16 protein-coding genes are annotated in these 19,967 nt (G+C 41.2%); 5 read left to right on the plus strand and 11 right to left on the minus strand.

Translation table 11 applies throughout. The features are described 5' to 3' along the window. Positions 1-3: 3 nt before the first annotated feature. Genes C4F40_RS15350 through nuoH form a run of 6 tightly spaced genes read right to left on the minus strand, consistent with a single transcriptional unit; the run spans position 4 to position 6,099 of the window. Entirely contained in the window at positions 4-1,608 is a 1,605-nt protein-coding gene (locus C4F40_RS15350; RefSeq protein ID WP_196940258.1) for a complex I subunit 4 family protein, read from the minus strand. Between the two features lies 1 nt (position 1,609). After that, positions 1,610-3,583, minus strand: a complete 1,974-nt coding sequence (gene nuoL, locus C4F40_RS15355; RefSeq protein WP_231390084.1) for an NADH-quinone oxidoreductase subunit L — start codon at positions 3,581-3,583, stop codon at positions 1,610-1,612. A 32-nt stretch (positions 3,584-3,615) separates the two neighbouring features. Continuing rightward, the gene (gene nuoK / locus C4F40_RS15360) at positions 3,616-3,921 is read right to left on the minus strand and encodes an NADH-quinone oxidoreductase subunit NuoK (RefSeq protein ID WP_196940260.1); all 306 of its coding nucleotides are present in this window, start codon (positions 3,919-3,921) and stop codon (positions 3,616-3,618) included. Next, positions 3,918-4,460 (minus strand): NADH-quinone oxidoreductase subunit J family protein, encoded by a 543-nt coding sequence (locus C4F40_RS15365; RefSeq protein ID WP_196940261.1) that lies wholly within the window; start codon positions 4,458-4,460, stop codon positions 3,918-3,920. Before C4F40_RS15365 ends, nuoK begins: the two co-directional genes overlap by 4 nt. Further along, positions 4,461-5,024, minus strand: coding sequence for a 4Fe-4S binding protein (locus C4F40_RS15370; protein WP_196940262.1), 564 nt, complete (start codon positions 5,022-5,024; stop codon positions 4,461-4,463). It lies immediately after the preceding gene. Position 5,025: 1 nt separating this feature from the next. After that, positions 5,026-6,099 carry an NADH-quinone oxidoreductase subunit NuoH gene (nuoH, locus tag C4F40_RS15375; protein ID WP_196940263.1) on the minus strand — a complete coding sequence of 358 codons (1,074 nt, stop codon included), beginning with the start codon at positions 6,097-6,099 and terminating at the stop codon, positions 5,026-5,028. Between the two features lie 183 nt (positions 6,100-6,282). On the opposite strand from nuoH, the gene C4F40_RS15380 reads away from it, so the two are divergent. Then, positions 6,283-7,065: an META domain-containing protein gene (locus C4F40_RS15380; RefSeq protein WP_196940264.1), complete on the plus strand. Its 783-nt coding sequence runs from the start codon at positions 6,283-6,285 to the stop codon at positions 7,063-7,065. Between the two features lie 73 nt (positions 7,066-7,138). Here C4F40_RS15380 and C4F40_RS15385 read toward each other — a convergent pair whose 3' ends face one another. Then, positions 7,139-8,425, minus strand: coding sequence for a citrate synthase (locus C4F40_RS15385; RefSeq protein ID WP_196940266.1), 1,287 nt, complete (start codon positions 8,423-8,425; stop codon positions 7,139-7,141). A 303-nt stretch (positions 8,426-8,728) separates the two neighbouring features. On the opposite strand from C4F40_RS15385, the gene C4F40_RS15390 reads away from it, so the two are divergent. Then, the gene (locus C4F40_RS15390) at positions 8,729-9,091 is read left to right on the plus strand and encodes a BlaI/MecI/CopY family transcriptional regulator (protein WP_196940267.1); all 363 of its coding nucleotides are present in this window, start codon (positions 8,729-8,731) and stop codon (positions 9,089-9,091) included. 5 nt (positions 9,092-9,096) lie between these two features. After that, positions 9,097-11,172: a M56 family metallopeptidase gene (locus tag C4F40_RS15395; RefSeq protein WP_196940268.1), complete on the plus strand. Its 2,076-nt coding sequence runs from the start codon at positions 9,097-9,099 to the stop codon at positions 11,170-11,172. A 121-nt stretch (positions 11,173-11,293) separates the two neighbouring features. On the opposite strand, the gene pth is transcribed toward C4F40_RS15395, so the two are convergent. The 4 genes from pth to C4F40_RS15415 all read right to left on the minus strand — a co-directional run bounded on the left by pth (position 11,294) and on the right by C4F40_RS15415 (position 17,208). After that, on the minus strand, positions 11,294-11,857 hold the full coding sequence (gene pth, locus C4F40_RS15400) for an aminoacyl-tRNA hydrolase (RefSeq protein ID WP_196940269.1): 564 nt from the start codon (positions 11,855-11,857) through the stop codon (positions 11,294-11,296). Positions 11,858-11,964: 107 nt separating this feature from the next. Then, entirely contained in the window at positions 11,965-12,570 is a 606-nt protein-coding gene (locus tag C4F40_RS15405; RefSeq protein ID WP_196940271.1) for a 50S ribosomal protein L25/general stress protein Ctc, read from the minus strand. Positions 12,571-12,646: 76 nt separating this feature from the next. Next, positions 12,647-14,260, minus strand: a complete 1,614-nt coding sequence (locus C4F40_RS15410) for a RagB/SusD family nutrient uptake outer membrane protein (RefSeq protein WP_196940273.1) — start codon at positions 14,258-14,260, stop codon at positions 12,647-12,649. A 17-nt stretch (positions 14,261-14,277) separates the two neighbouring features. After that, on the minus strand, positions 14,278-17,208 hold the full coding sequence (locus tag C4F40_RS15415; RefSeq protein ID WP_196940275.1) for a SusC/RagA family TonB-linked outer membrane protein: 2,931 nt from the start codon (positions 17,206-17,208) through the stop codon (positions 14,278-14,280). A gap of 162 nt (positions 17,209-17,370) precedes the next feature. Between C4F40_RS15415 and C4F40_RS15420 the strand changes: the two genes are divergently transcribed. Then, the gene (locus C4F40_RS15420; protein ID WP_196940276.1) at positions 17,371-18,612 is read left to right on the plus strand and encodes an ROK family transcriptional regulator; all 1,242 of its coding nucleotides are present in this window, start codon (positions 17,371-17,373) and stop codon (positions 18,610-18,612) included. Positions 18,613-18,743: 131 nt separating this feature from the next. After that, positions 18,744-19,964: a Gfo/Idh/MocA family oxidoreductase gene (locus tag C4F40_RS15425; protein WP_231390085.1), complete on the plus strand. Its 1,221-nt coding sequence runs from the start codon at positions 18,744-18,746 to the stop codon at positions 19,962-19,964. Positions 19,965-19,967: the final 3 nt, after the last annotated feature.

Raw genomic sequence — 19,967 nt, forward strand, 5'->3', positions numbered from 1 at the left:
ATCTTAAATATATTGTGCGACCAAAGCTACCAAATTCAATACCGAACTATTAAGGTTGTCGAAAATCAGTGACGGCATGATACCTAAAAGTAAGGCTAAAGCAAGTGCTGGAAATAAAATAAGTTGCTCGCGCCGATTCAAGTCAACCAAGGCCGACGCCCATTCTTCGCCACCCTTTAGTCTAGTTTCTCCGAAAAACATGCGTTGCAAAGTCCACAGCAGATAGGCGGCACTCAATAGTATACCCAGTGATCCGGCAATAGCCATCCAGCGGGGAATACCCGTTCCCACGGATTCTGCGTTAAAGGTACCGATAATGACAAATGCTTCTCCGATAAAGGCAGAAAACCCGGGTAATCCCAAAGAAGCAAAAAATGCGATAGCTAGGTATGCTGTAAACTTAGGCATAAGGGATGCTAAGCCTCTAAAATTGTAAATGTAACGGTCGTGAACGCGGTCATAGATTACACCGACCAGAAAGAATAAAGCGGCGGATAGGAAACCGTGGCTTATCATCTGGAACATCGCTCCGGAGATCCCTTCGGCTGTTAACGAAGCAATACCCAGCAGCACAAAGCCCATATGTGACACGGAAGAATAGGCGATCAAACGTTTTAAATCCTTTTGGGCCAACGCATTCAAAGCACCATAAATAATTGAGATGATGCCGATAAGCCCCAGCCACCAATTGGCATCTACGGCCGCATCCGGAAAGATACTTAGGCAAATGCGGATGATTCCGTATCCACCTACTTTTAATAATATCCCTGCAAGGATAATCGATACCGGCGTTGGTGCTTCTACGTGCGCATCGGGCAACCAGGTATGCAGCGGAACGATAGGTACTTTGATCGCAAAGGCGAAGAACAACACAATAAATCCGATCCTGCGCGCAGGAATACCGAATATCTCATGGTAGTTGTTGATGTACCCAAAGAACGAGTTTTCGACATAATTTGCGGGATTCATCATGTGCAGCATGTTAAAGGTGTGTGCACCGGTATCGGGATTGATGACCGAGAAATAAAGCCCTACGATCACAAGAAGCATGAATACTGAACCAAAAAGGGTATAGATGAAGAACTTGATGGAGGCATATTCCCGGCGTGCGCCACCCCAAATTCCGATCAGGAAGTAAAGCGGAAGTAGCATTACTTCATAGAATACATAAAACAAGAAAAAATCCAACGCACAGAATATACCCATCACGGCTAGATTCAGTATCATTAAAAGGGAAAAGTATCCTTTGAGACTTTTTGTAGTATTCCATGAGGCACCAATGGCCATCAGCATCACAAATGCACTCAATGCCAGTAGCGGGAGAGAAAATCCGTCTACACCCAAGAAATAGTCAATTTCTAATTTGCCCAACGTACCCAGATCCATCCGTATCCAGGATAGCTGCTCAACGAACTGATAGCCTGCGCGGGTATTAACACCAGTAGCTGCGGCATCAAACTGACTATACAGATACCCGGCTAAAGCAAATTGGGCGCCCGTAAACACAAGTGCAATATACTTGTAGCTGTTACGTAGTGACGTGGGTAGCAGCAGGATAATGGCTGTTGCTACTAGTGGTAAAAATATGAGCAGAGAGAGTAATCCCATCTTATCGTATGATCAAATAAATTATTCCTATTAAAACTATCGTAAACGCAAAACCTAAATAGTTTTGGAGTCTACCATTTTGTATCCAGCGCAGCAGATGTCCAGTATAGTATGTCGTTCCGGCTACGCTGTTGACGAGTCCATCTACGATGTATCTGTCGACCCAGCTACTGAGGCTAGATAATGAACGAACCGCTTTTGCGGAGAAATTAACCAGTCCATCGACGATATACTGGTCGAACCAATAGCTGGCCTGTGCTAATTTTAGCGTAGGCTTAACAAAGGTTTTGTGGTATACCTCATCTAGATATCCCTGGTTTAACGATGCTTGTATCCACCTGTTTTGCGGATTCAGCGGATAACTACCTTTGACATACCACCGCCAACCTATCCACCACGCGATCAACGAGCCGCAAGTTAGGATTATAGGTACAATAACATGCAACGCATGAGCTTCAGCGAAAGGGTATTCAACAGATAGTCCCTGTAGGATCCCGGCATCGGCGTAGGATAGGGGATTCCAGGAGAAGACAAAGAATACCGCACCTATACCTAAAAATAACATCGGTATCAGCATGGTACGTGGAGCATCGTGTAGATGTGTTACATCAAGATCATTCAGACGAAATTCGCCAAAGAAGGCTTTAAATATCAGCCTGCCAATATAAAATGCAGTGAGGATACTGACCACAATTAAAAGAATGGGGATAATAAGATATAGTCCCTCATGATGCATCGCCCATTCCCACGCGGTAATCACGATAGCATCTTTTGATAGGTACCCTGATGTCAGCGGAAATCCGGCAAGCGCTAAGGACGCAATGGCCATCAGTGCAAAGGTCTTGGGCATGTATCGGCGTAATCCACCCATATTCCGTACATCCTGTGGATCAAATTCCTGGTTTCCATGTGCTTTTAGGTGTGCCATTTCATGTATAACAGCTCCGGCACAGAGGAACAGCAAACATTTAAAGAATGCATGTGTGACGAGGTGAAACATGGCCGCATCCCAGGCCCCTATACCAACGGCTACCATCATATAACCCAGCTGGGAAATGGTGGAAAACGCCAATATCTTCTTGATATCATATTGCCCTAAGGCAAAAAATGCAGACGAAAGCGCGGTGATGGTTCCAGTGATCGCGATGATGAGCAGTACCGTTTCATTGAATAACGGAAAGATACTGGACAGCAAAAACACGCCTGCGGCGACCATCGTAGCGGCGTGGATTAAAGAGGATACCGATGTAGGGCCTTCCATTGCATCTGGCAACCATACATGGAGGGGAAATTGTGCTGATTTTGCCATCGCTCCCAAAAAGAACGCAATACCAGCTCCGGTCATCCAACCCGTATTTTTATCAATGCCCTGGGAAAAGATCCCTTCTTTGCCAAATAAATCGACCAGATCTAAGGTGCCAAACGTGGAAAAAATAATAGCAATACCTATTAGGAAGCCTAGGTCGCCTATACGGTTAACGAGGAAGGCTTTTTTGTTTGCCTGAACGGCTGCTTCTCTCGTGAACCAAAATCCGATCAACAAATAAGATGCAAATCCCACCAGCTCCCAAAAGATATATAACATGAACAGGTTTTTGGAGATGGTAAGGCCAAGCATCGCAAAACAAAAGAGACTAAGGTACATCCAATAGCGATGTATGCCGGGATCTCCCTTCATATATGACCTGGAATAGATGTGAACCGGAAGGGCAATGATACAGACAATAAACTGCATCAGTACGCTAAGGTTATTTAATAAAAATCCTAAGGTAAATGTTTTATCGCCGATCGTGAACCAATCGTAGGTGGCCGATACTGGAGGGTTATCCCAGACGGCCATGAAAACAAATCCGCCGCTAATCAGCGTGCTTGCCGTGATAGCGATCAATGATACGATCCCCGACGTCGATTTCTTTCCTAGAATAGCCTGTATCACAAATGCTGCAAGGGGCAATAACACCACAAGGATGCTCATTGAAATAGGTGATATCGTTAGCAAATCTCTCATTAATCGCGCAAATCAGTTATGTTGTCGGGATTGATCGTCTTATATTTTCGGTAAACATTGAGAATAATAGCTAAACCGACCGCAACAGAAGCCGCGGCAAGAACGATGGCAAATAGCGCGAACACCTGTCCGCCGTAATTCACTTTATCGTATCGTCCGAATGCGACGAGATTGAGAACGGCCGAATTGATCATCAGCTCGATCCCTACTAATATCATAATGGCATTGCGTTTGGCGAGTACAGCATATAAACCAATACAAAAGATACAAGCACTGACAACCAGAAAATGCGTTAAGGTAATCATAGGTTATCCTCCTTCCGCGATAAGTGGGCAGCTCCAATAAGCGCCATGAGTAAGAATACGGATACCACTTCAAAGGGCAGGACATATTGTGTCATAAACTTTACACCCAATTGGTTGATGTTATTATCCGCCGGTTGAATGGTGTTACCTTGACGAATATTTTCAGTTATCCAGTAGGGCGTGTTCTGTTGCCATTCTGAAATTCCGTACAGCATGACGCCCAGAAATCCCAAAGCGAGTAAGAGCGACTGGGCATTAGGCAGCGATAGGAACTGAGAAGAGGTATGTTGGAGATCGGCCAACAGCTCTTTGTTGGAAAGCATGAATGCAAATATCATAAGGATCAGCACACCGCCGACATAGATCAGGATTTGGGTGATAGCAACGAAATCGGCCAGTGCAAAAAGAAATAATCCGGCCATTGCAAATAACACAATGAAGAATAAAAACAGGGCACGGGCTGTATTTTTTAGGCCGACTACGAGAAGCGCTGATCCAATAGCTAAGGCAGCAAAGGCGTAAAATAAAATTTCTTCCATTTATTTCTTTTTGGCTGCCTCCTTATCAGCTTGGAATCTCGTCCATTCTTCTTTGCGTTGCGCAATCTCTTCCTCGCTCATTTCCGCAAATCCATAAATCAGATCCGTTAATTTCGTTGTGCTGCGGTCGTATTGATCCGTCATGGTAATACATTCCGTGGGACAAACTACAGTGCAGAGTCCGCAGTACATGCATTTCGCCATATCAATATCAAATTGGGCAGCATACAATCTTTTTACGCTACCATCCGATGTTTTTCCAATGACTTCGGGGGATTTAACGGCTTCTATGGCAATACAATCTACTGGACATGCTTTTGCGCATAGATCGCACACGATACAGTCGTCGATTTCTACTTCTAATTGATAGCGCGCTACTTCGGGAATGGGCATAGATTGCTTCGGAAATTGCACGGTTGTAACGCCCTCTTGTTTGTCGAAGTATTGTGCATCCCGAATATCTAGGGAAGTACGTGATTTACGTGCACGCCATAAATGCCTTACCGTTAAAAGTAAGCCCTTTATCGCACTCGAAAATCCTTGTATAGTTGTTTTTAATACCACGTTATACCATTACTAATATTCGCCAAATACCCGAAATCGCCATACACAAGAATGCGATAGGGATCATTACTTTCCAACATAGATTCATCAATTGGTCTGCGCGAAAACGCGGTAAAGTCCAACGTATCCACATTTGTATGCCTACGATGAAAAGTGATTTTGTTAATGTCCAAAAGATACCCCAATACAACCCTGTCGTCCATTCTGCTAGCTTCAACACACCGATATTCGGAAGCGGCGTATTCCATCCTCCTAGGAATATCACGACACCCAGCATCGCGACTAAGAACATCATGGCATACTCGGCAAGGAATACAAAGGCGAACCGTATACCTCCGTATTCGGTGTGAAAGCCACCAATTAGTTCAGATTCGGCTTCAGGAATATCAAAAGGAGCGCGGTTACATTCCGCTAGGGATGCGATGAAAAATATGACGTATACTAAGAGAAGATGTGGGGCCTGTAAGATGTTCCAAGCAAATAATCCACCGACTTCTGTTACATCCCATATACCGAAAAAATATATCCGCTCTGTTGCTAATATACCTTGATTGAATACGATGTCATTCAGATTAAGCGTCTGTGTTATCATTACCGCGGCAATAAGGGACAGACCGACCGGGATTTCATAGGAGACCATCTGCGCAATGGCTCGTATAGCACCCAATAGTGAATATTTGTTATTAGAGCCCCATCCGGCCATCAGAATTCCTATGGCATCGATAGACACGACCGCCATAATGAAGAACAGACCGGTGTTCGTATTAGCAGGGATGAAATCTGGTGCCCATGGCATTACACTGAATCCAATAAATACAGCGGTGAAAATAACCACGGGTGCCAAAGCAAATAATACCCTATCGGCCGCGCTCGGCGTAATGAATTCTTTTTGGAGTAGTTTAAGTATATCAGCAAAGGTTTGTAACAAACCGTATTTTCCAGTTTCCATCGGTCCTAAACGGTCTTGTACGAAACCCGCAATCTTACGCTCCGCATAAACTGCAAAAAGAGTGAACAGCGCAATAAAACTAAATATTGCGAGCGGTATGATAATATGGATTAACAGATCGATCAAGATTCTCTTTAGAATAATTCTTAACTAGGTGCAAACATACGGAAAACAACACAAATGATGGCTATTTTTTTATAAAATATAGTAAGTTGGTAGATTTTTATTTTGGAAGATCTCTTCAAATTGTAGCAGAAAGATTAAACCTTCCGTTAATTAGATTGTATATGTTATATAACAATAAAAAATATGAATCAAAATTTTTTAAATGCGACGATCATTCTTGTTTTATTAATCACAAGTTGCGGTACACGTAAAGTGCCGACGTCGGTTAGTCAACCTATTGATATGTTGGACAAGAAGTGGCAACTCGTTGAACTGAATGGAAACCCTGTTGCGGAAAAAATAAATGGAAAGACACCGTCTTTAGAATTTATTAGCAAAGATAATAGATATGCTGCTGTTACAGGTTGCAATGGAGTAGGAGGTGAATTTGAATTGGAAGGTAATAATAGGATAACATTTTCTGCAGGGATGTCGACAATGATGGCTTGTGAAGATATGTCTGTCGAACATGGACTCAAAGACGTATTTGGTAAAGCGGATAATTTTACGATTAGTGAGGGCATTCTAAGTCTTAATAAAGCCAAAATGGCTCCGTTGGCAAAGTTTAAGCTGATTGAAGCTGAAAGTGTGTCGTTAGATGGCACTTGGGAATTGGACTATATATCGGGAGCCCGTATAGCTTTTGATGTATTGTATCCGAATAAGAAACCTACGATAACGTTTGATACTGCTACTAATAAGGTGTCGGGAAACAGCAGTTGTAATAGTTATTCAGGTGCTGTTACGTTGGATGGAAATGCGATTAAGTTTGGCCCACTGGCGTCTACAAAGATGGCTTGTCCGGGTAATGGTGAAAGCACGTTCTTTCAGACCCTAGATAAGGTTAATACGTATAGCATCAATGAAAATACGCTGACTTTTATTATGGGGGATATTGCGATTATGCGCTTTCAAAAGAAATCGTGATTTAATTAAGTTGATAAAAAGATAAAAAGGCGGTAATTTTAAAATTACCGCCTTTTTATCTTTTTATCAAAACTTATCTTTTGTCAAAGTCTATGTAGTCCCGTGTTGTTTCGCCAACATACACTTGTCTTGGACGGCCAATAGGCTCTTTATTATCGCGCATTTCTTTCCATTGTGCTATCCAGCCTGGAAGGCGGCCTAAGGCAAATAATACCGTAAACATATCCGAATTGAAGCCTAATGCGCGGTAGATAATACCGGAATAGAAATCTACGTTAGGATATAATTTTCTATCTACAAAATATTGATCTTTTAATGCGGCTTCTTCTAGACGTTTTGCAATATCTAAAACAGGATCATTAACACCTAATTTTTCTAAGATATCATCACATGCTTTTTTAATGATTTTTGCACGTGGATCAAAGTTTTTATATACCCGGTGCCCAAATCCCATTAAGCGGAAAGGATCATTCTTGTCTTTCGCTTTCGCTAAGTATTTATCTGCATCTCCTCCATCATTTTTGATGTCTTCAAGCATCTCAATAACGGCTTGATTAGCTCCGCCGTGCAGCGGGCCCCATAGGGCATTAATACCGGCAGAAATGGAAGCGTATAGATTTGCATTTGACGAACCAACGATACGCACTGTAGAGGTTGAACAGTTTTGCTCATGATCTGCGTGCAGTATAAGTAATTTATGCATCGCATCTATGACAACAGGGTCGAATGTTTTCTCACTATTTACTTCGCCAAATATCATATTTAGGAAATTTTCGATATAACCTAAATTATTTTTGGGGTAGACAACAGGGTGTCCCAGCGATTTCTTTTGGATCCAAGATACGATCGTTGGCATTTTTGCCAATAAATTGATTATTGTCTTGTTTTCTTCTTCTTCTGTTTGGTTGGGGTTTAGCGATTCGGGATAGAACGCAGAAAGGGCACCCACTAGGCAGGACAATTGTCCCATAGGGTGAGATTTAGATGGAAAACCGGCGAAGAAATTTTTCATGTCTTCGTGGATCATCATTTGCGCACGAATATCTGCTCTAAATTTTTCTAACACTTCTTTTGTTGGAAGCTCGCCGTATATCAATAAATAGGCGACTTCTATAAAAGTTGATTTTTCCGCGAGTTGCTCAATAGGATAACCACGGTATCTTAATATTCCTTTTTCGCCATCCAAAAAAGTAATTGAACTTTTAGTTGATCCCGTATTCTTGTATCCAGGGTCTAATGTAATAAATCCGGTTTGGTCTCTTAATTTTGAAATGTCAACTGCTTGTTCGTTTTCCGTTCCCGTAATTACGGGAAATTCAAAAGACGTGCCATTCAGTGTAATAGATGCTGTTTCAGACATAAGTATATATGTGTATTATGAACTTGTTGTGTAATAACTAATTCTATTGCTACAATCCGGAAGGTAAGCCTGCCTAGATTTGATCTCGCTAACTTAATTAAAATCCATATAATTACCAATTTTTTTCATGCAATCGATGTCATCGTGACTTTTATATGAAAATATGATGAATAGACAAATTCGGGTATTTGCAAAGCTGCGTATCTGCAAATTCGCGCCTTTGCTTTAAAAAAATGTTAAAAATATTTGTTTGTTTACGAATAATTCGTAGAATTGTGAATAATTAGTAATTTGATAATCAAAATGGAAAAGTTAACTATACAGGAAGAAGAAGCGATGTTGTCGATCTGGCAATTGAATGGCGGATTTGTGAAGGAGATATTGGATAATCTGAAAGGGGAGAAGCCGCCTTATACGACATTGGCTTCCACTATAAAAAATTTGGAAAAGAAAGCCTATGTGAAACCTGTGAAATATGCTAACGCGAAACGTTACGAGCCACTTATATCCGAAGAAGTATATAAGGCGAAATTTATGAACAGTTTTGTGGGCGATTATTTTAAAAACTCGTACAAAGACATGGTTTCTTTTTTTGTGAAAGAAGAAAAACTTAGCCCGGCGGAACTGGAGGAGATCATGGATATGATTAAGGATAATAAATCTTAACTGTTATGGAAAATGTACTAACCTATATCGTGCAGGTCAATATATTGCTTGGTATTATATATCTGGGGTATGTCTTTCTCTTGAAGGGACTGACTTTTTATCAATTGAATAGAATTTACTTTATCGCAGGCGCAATATATGCATTGATATATCCATTCCTGGATATTAAAGGATGGCTTAGGGAAGAGGTTAGTATGCCTATGGTAGATCTTTTAAGTTATATTCCGTATACCGTAATTGAGGAGAACTCTTTTTCGATTTTCACCCTAGAAAATATGTTGCTTGGGATAATAGGTGCTGGTGTTGTATCGCTGTTTTTCAAGTTTGTTTTCCAGATTGCCAGTTTGCTCCGCATCCACTATTTTTCTAACCCCGCCTTATGGAAAGATTATCTGTATCGCAATGTGGTGTTTCCGATTGTTCCATTTTCCTTTTTTAACAAGATATATATACACAAAAGGCAGCACCGGGAGCCGGAGCTGCACGATATTTTCAAGCACGAGGACATACATGTGAAAGGCCTTCACACCTTGGACATCCTATTGTTTGAAATGGTATTGATAGGTAGTTGGTATAATCCCTTCGTATGGCTGATGCGCAAAGCTGTACGTCAAAATTTAGAATTCCTGACTGATCAACAGGTGCTAGATAAGGGTGTGGACCGGCAAACCTATCAATATAGCGTGCTCCATGTGAGCAAACAAGGTGCCTCGGTTGGCATCAGTAACCAATTTAATTTTAAAACATTAAAAAAGCGCATTATGATGATGAACAAAAAGCGCTCTTCCAAACTGGAATTGAGCAAGTATGCCTTCCTGCTGCCGATCGTGATTTTTACTGCAGGAGCATTTACGGTAGATAAGGCGGAAGCGAAAATTGAAGAAGCGGTGCAGACTGCAAAGAAAACAGATCTGCAAGTCGTTTTTCAGCCTGACTCAGTAATATCTGTAAAAATGAATGGAGAAGCTGGAGAAGTTCTTAAAGAAGCTTTTGGGGCGGATACGATTGATATTAAGGTCGAAGGAAAAGTGGCCGGTGTAAAGATTTCAGCGGACAGTATAACTAAAGGAATACCCGAAAAGGCTTTAATTATTATTGACGGCGTGGAATCAGATCAAGCCAATCTAAGGAAGCTAGCTGCAGAACGTATCGAATCCATCAGCGTTCTTAAAGGCAAAAGCGGGGAATCGGTTTACGGAGCAAAAGGTAAAGATGGGGTTATATTGGTAACGACCAAAAAACCAAAGATTACAGTATCCGATCAACCTACCAAGGAATTAAAGACCCGTTCCGAGATTGATCAATCTAAGGCGTACTTGTATCTGTACGATAATAAGAACATTACAAAAAAGGAGTTTTTTGAGCTGCCAGAGCGCGAAGTGAATAGCCTTTTGTTGATGGATAAGCAAGCAGCCTCGGCTATGTATAGAGCCAAATATCCAGATGTAGCAAATATGGATGGGGTAATACGAGCTGTGTCAGCGGAACAGTACCGTATTAATAAATCTAAAAAGCCACTCTATGTAATTGATGGCGAGATTCAAGAGGAAGGAAAATTTGAAGTAAATAACATTAATCCTAACGATATTGAATCGATCAATGTTCTGAAGGATGGCTCAGCGACTTCATTGTATGGCGAAAAAGCAAAAGACGGCGTGATTGAGATAACGACGAAAGCGGCGAAAGCAAAAACTCTGCAAGGTAAAGTCCAGGGTATTCGCATAGATTCCGCTAAGGATCCGCTGCCAAATAAAGATAGCTCAGTGTCGGTAGTAGGTTTCAAGAATGGAGATTCTGCTGCGGTTTCAGGGACAGACAAAAAACCAGTACTTGAAGTTAATATATCTCCGTCGGATTCTGCTAAAAAGACAGTTTCTGTACGAACATGGTCGATGCCAGAGCTTAAGAACCCGGTATATGTCGTAGATGGTGAATTTATCGATGCTAAGCAATTTAAAAAGATCGATACCAAAGATGTGAAATCTATTTATACCTTATTGGCTTCTCAAGCCGAAGATTGGTTCAAAGCTAAGTTTGATGCGGATAAATACGATGGCGCAGTGATTATAAAAACCAAATAAGTTAGGTTTTCTGTATCGACCGCAAATAACAGCCTGAAAAAGCAGCGGATTGTATATGCAACCTGCTGCTTTTTTTGTCTAAAATCTAAAATCTAATATCTAATATCTAAAATCTAATATCTTACTTTGTATTCAAATTCGTCATCGTCAGTTCAATGCCGATATTGATAAAACTGTGGCACATTTTTACGGCGTGTTCAATTAAAGCGGGTAGATCTTTTTGTTCGTCTTTGTCAAATGGGCCCAATACATAGTCGATCTGACGGCCTTTCGGATAATTGTCGCCAATACCGAAGCGAAGGCGGGGGTAGACTTGACCACCGCATAGCGCCTCGATGGATTTCAATCCATTGTGTCCTGCAGCACTACCTTTCGGTTTGATGCGTAGAGAGCCAAAAGGAATAGCTAAATCATCTACAATCACCAATACATTTTGGATGGGGACCTTTAATTGTTGCATCCAATAGTTTACCGCCTTTCCGCTCAAATTCATAAAGGTGGTGGGTTTAATCACGAAGACATTATGGCCACGCTGTTTGAACTCGGTATAAAATGCTAGTTTAAGGGTAGACCAAGTCGTACCGGCCTGCTTCGCCAGTTCGTCTGCCACCATAAATCCGATGTTATGACGCGTATCTGCGTATTCTCTTCCAATATTGCCTAACCCGACGATTAAAAAGTTCATGTGTGCAAAAGTAAAAAATAGATATTAGATATGAGAAGTTAGACGAGAGATAAACGAAAAAAGGCATCGAATGTTCGATGCCTTTTGAAATAACTGAAAAAGCTAACTTATTTTTTGCCGCCTTTACCACCTTGTGCTGCTTTTGCTGCTTCTTGCTCTGCTTGACGTAAAGCACGGGACATGATTACAGATACGATAGTATCGTCGCTGTTGTTCAATACTTTAGCGTTCTCTACTTTTACTTGATCTACACGGAAAGATTTACCAACTTCTAACGATTCCAAAGGAACTTCAATTTCTTGAGGTAGGTTGTTTGGTAAAGCTTTAACGCGTAGTTTGCGTAATTTCTGAACTAATTTACCACCTAATTTAACACCTGGAGAAGTACCTGTTAATTTTACAGGGATATTGATAGAAACTTCTTTGTCATCCGACAACTGTAAAAAGTCAACGTGACGAACTAAGTCAGTTAATGGGTGGAATTGTGCGTCTTGAACGATAGCTCTTGTTTTTGTTCCGTTGATATCTAGATCGATAAATATAACCTCCGGAGTATAAAGAACTGCCTTCAAATCAGCTGCGGATACTGAAAAGTGAGTTTGTTCTTTCCCACCGTAAAGAACTGCCGGTACCTGACCTTGGTAACGCAATTCCTTTGCATCTCTTTTCCCTACGTTCTGTCTTGCAGAACCGCTAATAGCAATTGATTTCATTTATATAATTTTTTAAAATTAATTTGAGGTGCAAAGATAATAAAAAATAACAGTTATCCAATAATAGTTTTGACGCTTAATACCCTGGGTTTTGTGTTAACCCCGGTTCAACTTTCAAGCTGTTTTCGTGAAATGGCCATATGTAATTATTAGATTGAAATGTTCTGTCTTCTATTTTTAAGGATTCTAATGATCCATTGACTAATTTCGTATGTCCTAGTGCAGGTTGATTTAGAACCTGTTCAGCGATCTTCCAGCGTAGAATGTCGTCATAACGCAGCCCTTCACCCGCAAATTCTATTCTTCGCTCGTTACGGATTAAATCGACCCATTCCTGTGACGTTTTGCTGGTAAGCGAGACATCAGCGACTGTCATATCCAATCCACCTCTTCTGCGTACATCATTTATGCATGTTTTTGTAAGGTCATCTACTTGATTCAACATGATTTTTGCTTCGGCATAGGTTAAAAGCACTTCCGCATACCGTATAATGCCAAAATCTAGGTCTCCTGATGCGCGCGAGTAATCTGCGGCGTCGACAAATTTTTTAAACCAATAGCCTGACTTTCCTGCTCTGGCATTTTCATAATAATAGGTGGCATTTGGGTTATAAATATCTATTACTTCGCCGTTAAATGTATCTCCGTTACTAATGATACTCGCTGCGAATCGGGGGTCTCTGTTCAGTTTGGGATTTAGCTCATATTCTTGTTTGGTGTGTAACGGACAATTGTCAATGGTGCGACCTTGCCGTGTCCAGTACGAGTCTACTAATGCTTTAAGCGGAACGAGGTATGCCTGTCCCGTTCCTGTCTTAGATTGTGGAGCGAGGTTAGTAAACGAAAAAGTAGCCGCAGAAGGATGGCTTTCTTTATTGAAAGTCATGATGTATTCTTTATTCGAACGATGACCTGTGTAGTTGAATAGGTTGCCATAGTTATTATACAGTTCAAACTTTTTACTGTCGATAATTTCCTTGGCCAGTCTGGCTGCTCTTTCATAGTCTCCATTGTAAAGTGCATAGCGCATAATCAGTGCTTTAAATGAGTATTTATAAAACATATACGCATTAGTGGTGTATGCATCATCGGGAAGGCTGTTCGCAATTTCTTCGGCAAGCGGGAATAAAGTCTCCAATATTTCTTCTTTTGATTTTGCAGGTTGCAGTGCTGTGACAAGATCAGCAGGTTCCAGGAAAAATGGAACATTAGCATATCTACTGGTCAACTTGAAATAATGCCAACACCTTAGCGCCTCAAGTATACCTTTATATTTTTGTCTAATGGATTCATCTTCTACAAATGGGATATCGATATTAGCAATAAATGTGTTGATACGGCCTAAATGTTTCATGTGCAGGTTGTAATAGTAATATGCAGCGGTTGTGTTGGAATTGAGGTTGCCGTTTGCGATGGGTTGATGATGATCTCCCGATGCCCTGCTGTACCCGTTGTCGGATTTTCCTTCTTCCATATAAAAGAAGTTAGCGCGCACTGCAGCCGTATTGCCTGTATTCGAAAATACGTCCAGATAACTGCTATAAACGACGCGGAGAATATCTGCTTCGGTACTGAAAAATTCATCGAAATCGGTAGCTGTAGGATCCGTTTTGTCCAAAAACTTTTCACAGCTGGATAGGTATAACGTAGCCGAAGCTAGTAGTATATAGAGTATTTTAGTTCTTTTCATTTTTGTAAATTCTAAGGTTAAAAAATAGATGTTCTGATGCCGAATGTGTAAGTTGCCATGCGTGGATAGCTTCCGTTACCGTCATAATTACTGTCTCCACCCACGATGCCTACTCTTTCAGGTTCTAGCCCTTCCCATTTCGTGAATGTAATAGCATCTTGTACGTTAACATAGAACCTTGTGTTCTTAAAACTCTTTCCTATATTTTTTACAGTAAAGCCGAGTTGTATCATTTTGATCCTAAAATAGGAGGCGTCGCTTAGCCATACATCGCTGAGGTACGCATTGGTGCTTGCACCAGACCAGACGCGTGGGAAACGACTATCCGTGTTGGTCGGTGTCCAACGGTTATCAGCGTATTCCTGACGCGGGGCGCCCAAGGCATTAGTAGAACCATCTACCAGTACGGGATATCCTTCTTGTCCCCTCAACCAACCTAAACGTTTACCTACACCTTGACCAAGAACGCTAAAATCCCAGTTTTTATATCTGATGTCAAAATTTATTGCATAATTTAAATGTGGGAAGGGGTCGCCAAGGTTAACGCGATCAGCATCGTTGATGATGCCATCGCCATTTTGGTCTACATATTTAATGTCTCCAGGTAAAGTGTTGGCCATTTTAGCAGGGGTATTTGCGATGTCGTCAGCATCATTAAAATATCCATTGCTTTCGAATCCATAATAGTTGTCAATGGCGGTGCCTTTGTACCAGATCTTGTCATTCGTGTTACTGAATACCAGAGTGTCTGTAGTACTATACCCGGCTTTAAGGACTTCATTGGTATTGTCGAAGAAGGAGCCTCCGATGCTATACTGCACGTTTCCGATTTTATCGTTCCATTTGGCCGAGAATTCATACCCTTTATTGCGGACCTCACCGATGTTGATCGCAGTGTAGAGATAGTATGATCCGGTCAAAGGAGGTACGGGGAATTCATCATAGATAAGATCATACGAAAATTTATCGTATACCTCAGCTGTAAGGCTCAAGCGATCTTTTAAAGTGGATATATCCACACCTATGTTCCATTGTTTTTGTTTTTCCCAGGAGAATTGGTAATTCGGTACACGCATGGTCCAACCATACTGATTAACGATTTCTTCCCAAAGATAAGGTTCTACATTTTCGTTACCGATCAAACCATAAGATGCTCTTAGCTTCAAGTTGGTGATAGTCCCACTGTTGCGGAGGCTGGAAAAGAAAGACTCGTTGTGGGCATTCCAAGCTAATGCTGCCGAAGGGAAAAACCCCCATTTATGTTCCGGCGCAAATTTGCTGCTTCCATCGTACCTTCCTGTAGCTTCTAAAATATACCTGTTGTCAAAAGAATAATTTAGTTTTCCGAAGAAAGATGCTTTTGAGATTTCACGATAATCGGTGTATGTATGATTCATCACCTCGGTGCCTGCTGTGAAATAGATTTTATCCTTGTCGTCGCGGAGTTCGCTTGTATAGTTAACTAATGCTCTTGCCGTTAGCTGACTTTCGCTGACGCCCTGGTCCGCTGTAGTAGCATTTGTTGAAATGGATATTGGTTTCCCTATTGCATCTAGGTATTTAAATGTTTTCCGTTCTGTTTTATTTGCAGACTTACTGATCATGTAGGACACATTACCTTCTAAATTGAGGTTTTTGTTGATGAAGTATTTTGGTCGCAAATTGATAGTACTTCTATCGTGTATATTGTTTTTGATCCCCCCGCGGTTCATTCTTGCTACGGGATTTAAGTCATTATGCAGCATATAATGCTCAGTTAGATCTGAGTCGTAGTATACCTGCTGGGTCGGATTCATACGCCACGCTATTTTATATAATCCGTGACCATCGTCGTTTTGCAATAAACGGTCTACTTGCAGTTGATGCGCATAAAAATCGGCCAACAAAGAAAATTTCTCAGCGATATTAATGTTGGTATTGAAACGCGCTGAGAATTTTTGAGTCCCTTCTATCTTATTCAGTCCTGTCTCTGCTATATGGCCTAGCATAAGGTTGAATGTACCTACACCACCACCGCCGGAAATATTCGCACTTTGGTTATGTACCATTGAGGTTTTTTGCATGATTTCCTTCATCCAGTCTACAGTTTGGATCTCACCAGTTTCAGCTTTTTGAATGTCTGCGTCTGTATAAACTGTAGCTTGACCTTGGTGTTCGCGGGTTTCGTTGTTGATGCGCATGTAATCTGCCGCGTTGACAAATTTGGGGAGGTCAATGGCTTGGTTAAATCCAGACCATAGATTAAGATCGACTTTGAATTGTCCGGTTGTCCCCCTCTCGGTTTCGATAATGATTACGCCATTAGCTCCACGAGATCCGTACATGGAAGCAGATGCGGCATCTTTGAGAACGGTAAGACTTTTGATTTGATTGGGGTCAAGATCGCTAATGCTTTGCTCCATTCCATCTACGATGACCAAGGGTTCGGCGTTTTGAAGTGTGCTGATACCCCGTATGTTGATCGCTCCAAATGTGCTTCCCGGCAGAGATGATCCCTGCAGCATGGTTACACCTGGGATTGTGCCGCTGAAAGCCTGCTGCATTTTCATGATAGGCCTTGTTTTGGTTTGTTCCATGTCTAGCTGGGCTATTGAAGATGCGACATGTTGTTTGTCGACACTGTTGTACCCCATGACGATCACCTCGTCTAACCCCTGATTGCTTTCTTGAAGGATGATGTTAAGTTTGTTGTTTTTTACGCTGATCTCTTGATCCTCATATCCTACACTGCTGACAATTAGCGTGATATTTCCGCTCGTTGATTTGATGTCAAAGTTACCTCCGGCATCTGATACCGTTCCGATATTCGTTCCTTTAATCAAAACGGATGCGTTTACGACAGGCCTATTCAAGTTATCTTTGATTGTCCCTGTGACTGTTGTCCCTGTTTGCGCCGATATTAGTGCGAATGAGCAGGCAAACATGAGTAGCAATAAAAATCTTTTCATATTTAGTAAGTTTAGATTTGTAGATATCTATGTTATAAAAGTAGTAATTATGATGTAATAGATGAAACTTTATTAAAAAAATAGTAAAACTTAATATTGATTTAATAAAATTTTAATTTGCAATGCTTGATTGTTTTTTTTATTTTAGCTAAAACTTAATATATGAGCGAATTATTTGCGTTATCGCGCGATCTAAATATTCTAGAATCTGGTAAAGAAAAAAAATCTGTATTAAATCGGTTGAAGTTGTTGAATACCGTCTTTAAAAACGAGGCTATTGCAATTGGAGATTTGTCGAATGAGATGGGGCTTAGTTTTCCGACTGTAAATGGATTAATCGCTGAATTGCAACAAGGTGGCTTGCTTGTTTCTAAAGTAAAAGGCGAGTCTATCGGTGGGCGAAAGCCAATTTTATATCAGATTAATGATGCGGTATTCAATGTATTATGTATTGAAATCGAACGTTTTGCTATTCGCTTTATTGTATTGGATAATAATAACAACGTCGTATATGGTTCGAAGTCATTTTCTTATGAAATAAGCGCAGAAATTTCTAAGATCGATGAATTGATATATAGTATTGATAAATATATCTCTACAATAGGGCTAGACATGAAAAAGGTTTCTGCAATTGGACTGAATATGCCAGGACTGGTCAATTCTGATAATGGAACAAACGATACTTTTTATGTTCAGGAAGGGTTTAATCTGCGTGTTTTTTTGGAGCAGAAATATGGGAAGTTTGTGTCTGTTATTAACGATGTCAAAGCGGCCGCTTTTAGTGAACTGACATACGGGGCCGCACGTCTCAAAAAAAACGTGTTGGTGATTTTGATGGATTGGGGGATAGGTCTGGGTATCATCAGTAATGGAACAATATATATGGGCAATGACGGTTTCTCGGGTGAAATGGGGCATATAGTTTTCGTGGAAGATGGGGAGCTCTGCTATTGTGGTAAGCGGGGTTGTCTAGAAACAATTGCTTCGGGGGTTTATTTGGTTAATCAGGTAAAGGCAGATATCAAGGCAGATGTGCCTACACTACTAAAAGGTTTAGTAGATGTCGATGATTTGTTACCTCAGCATATCATTGAGGTTGCCAATCGAGGTGACCAATATGCGATCGATTTGATTCACGGACTTGGAAAGAATTTAGGAAAGGCAATTTCGATGCTGGTACAAATTCTAAATCCTGAATCCGTTGTATTGAGCGGTAAATTTGCTAAAGCAGGGGCGCTTATTACCATTCCGATCCAACAAAGTCTTAATACCTACACCATGAATGCGATACGTAAGGATTGCGTGGTAGAACTGTCCTCTTTAGATCAAAATGGATATGCCAAAGGTTTGGTAAGACACACTTTTGAAAAATATTTTGAACAGCATTTAAATCTGTTGAATTAGTTTTTGATAGAAATCGACACGTAAGAGGACAGAAAATATCGATGAAATGTGGCATATTTTTTTAATACATTAATTTTTTATAAATGTTTAAACCTAATTTATCTTCTAGACGCGACTTTTTAAAAAAGTCAATGCTTGCAGCAGCGTCTTTTGCAATTGTTCCGAGACACGTTCTTGGTAAAGGTTATTTGGCGCCGAGCGATCACTTGACCAAAGGAATCATCGGGGTAGGCTCCATGGGCAGGGGGCATTTTAACTACGCTGGAACGAAGACCGTGGCAATCTGCGACGTAGACAGCAGACATCTTGCAATTGCTCAAAAGGCACTCGGGGGCGGGGTTAAAGAATCCCGGGATTTTCGCGAATTAATTCAAAATCCAGAAGTTGACATTGTCCATATTGCGACACCTCCGCATTGGCATGGGCTGATGGCCGTAGAAGCGGCGCGTTCAGGAAAAGATATCTGGTGCGAAAAGCCGATGACCAGAACAATAGGAGAGGGTAAGAAAGTAAAAGAAGCTGTAGCACAACACGGCAATATTTTCCGATTGAATACCTGGTTCAGATTTGATGACAACTTTTATGGCATGAATGTTCCGGTTAAAAAAATCAAGAAGGTAGTGGATACGGGGATGCTGGGATGGCCTTTGAAAGTAACAATTAGTAAGCATACCGGTTTTGACTGGAAATTTTATTGGGTTGGAAAAGAAAACCTCCCTGTCGAACAGGTACCCCGTGAATTGGACTACGAAATGTGGTTAGGTCCTGCGCCTTATAAACCGTATAGTGCACATCGTGTTCACACGACGTTTAGGGGATATTGGGATTACGACGGTGGTGGATTAGGAGATATGGGACAGCACTATTTAGACCCGGTTCAGTATTTTTTGGGAAAAGACAACGAAAGTCCGATCAAAATCGAAGTGGATGCACCTCAACAGCATTCCGATGCGGTAGGCACCTGGCGTAAGATTGTCTATACGTATGCCGACGGATGCCAGATTATATTAGATGGAGCGGGTACAGAAGAAGGTAGGGCCTATATAGAAGGTCCCGATGGTAAGCTGTTTAGAGGTTTTGTGTCGGATATTCCAGATTTAGAGCGTAAACTGGCTCAATATCCGGATCCCACTCCGCAGATGACAGATTTCGTAGAAGCGGTACGTACCCGCCAAAAATTTGCGCTGAACGAAGAGAACGGCTATTACTCCTGTACGCTGGTTAATTTGGGACTGGCCGCTTTACGGCTCAACCGTACCTTACATTTTGATCCACAAAAACAAGAATTTGTGAATGATGAAGCGGCTAATCGATTGATTCACCAACCAATGCGTGGCCCTTGGACTATTTAATCT

Origin of the sequence: Sphingobacterium pedocola, assembly GCF_015209965.1 — a bacterium.
In the GTDB taxonomy this organism is placed as follows: Bacteria; Bacteroidota; Bacteroidia; order Sphingobacteriales; family Sphingobacteriaceae; genus Sphingobacterium; species Sphingobacterium pedocola.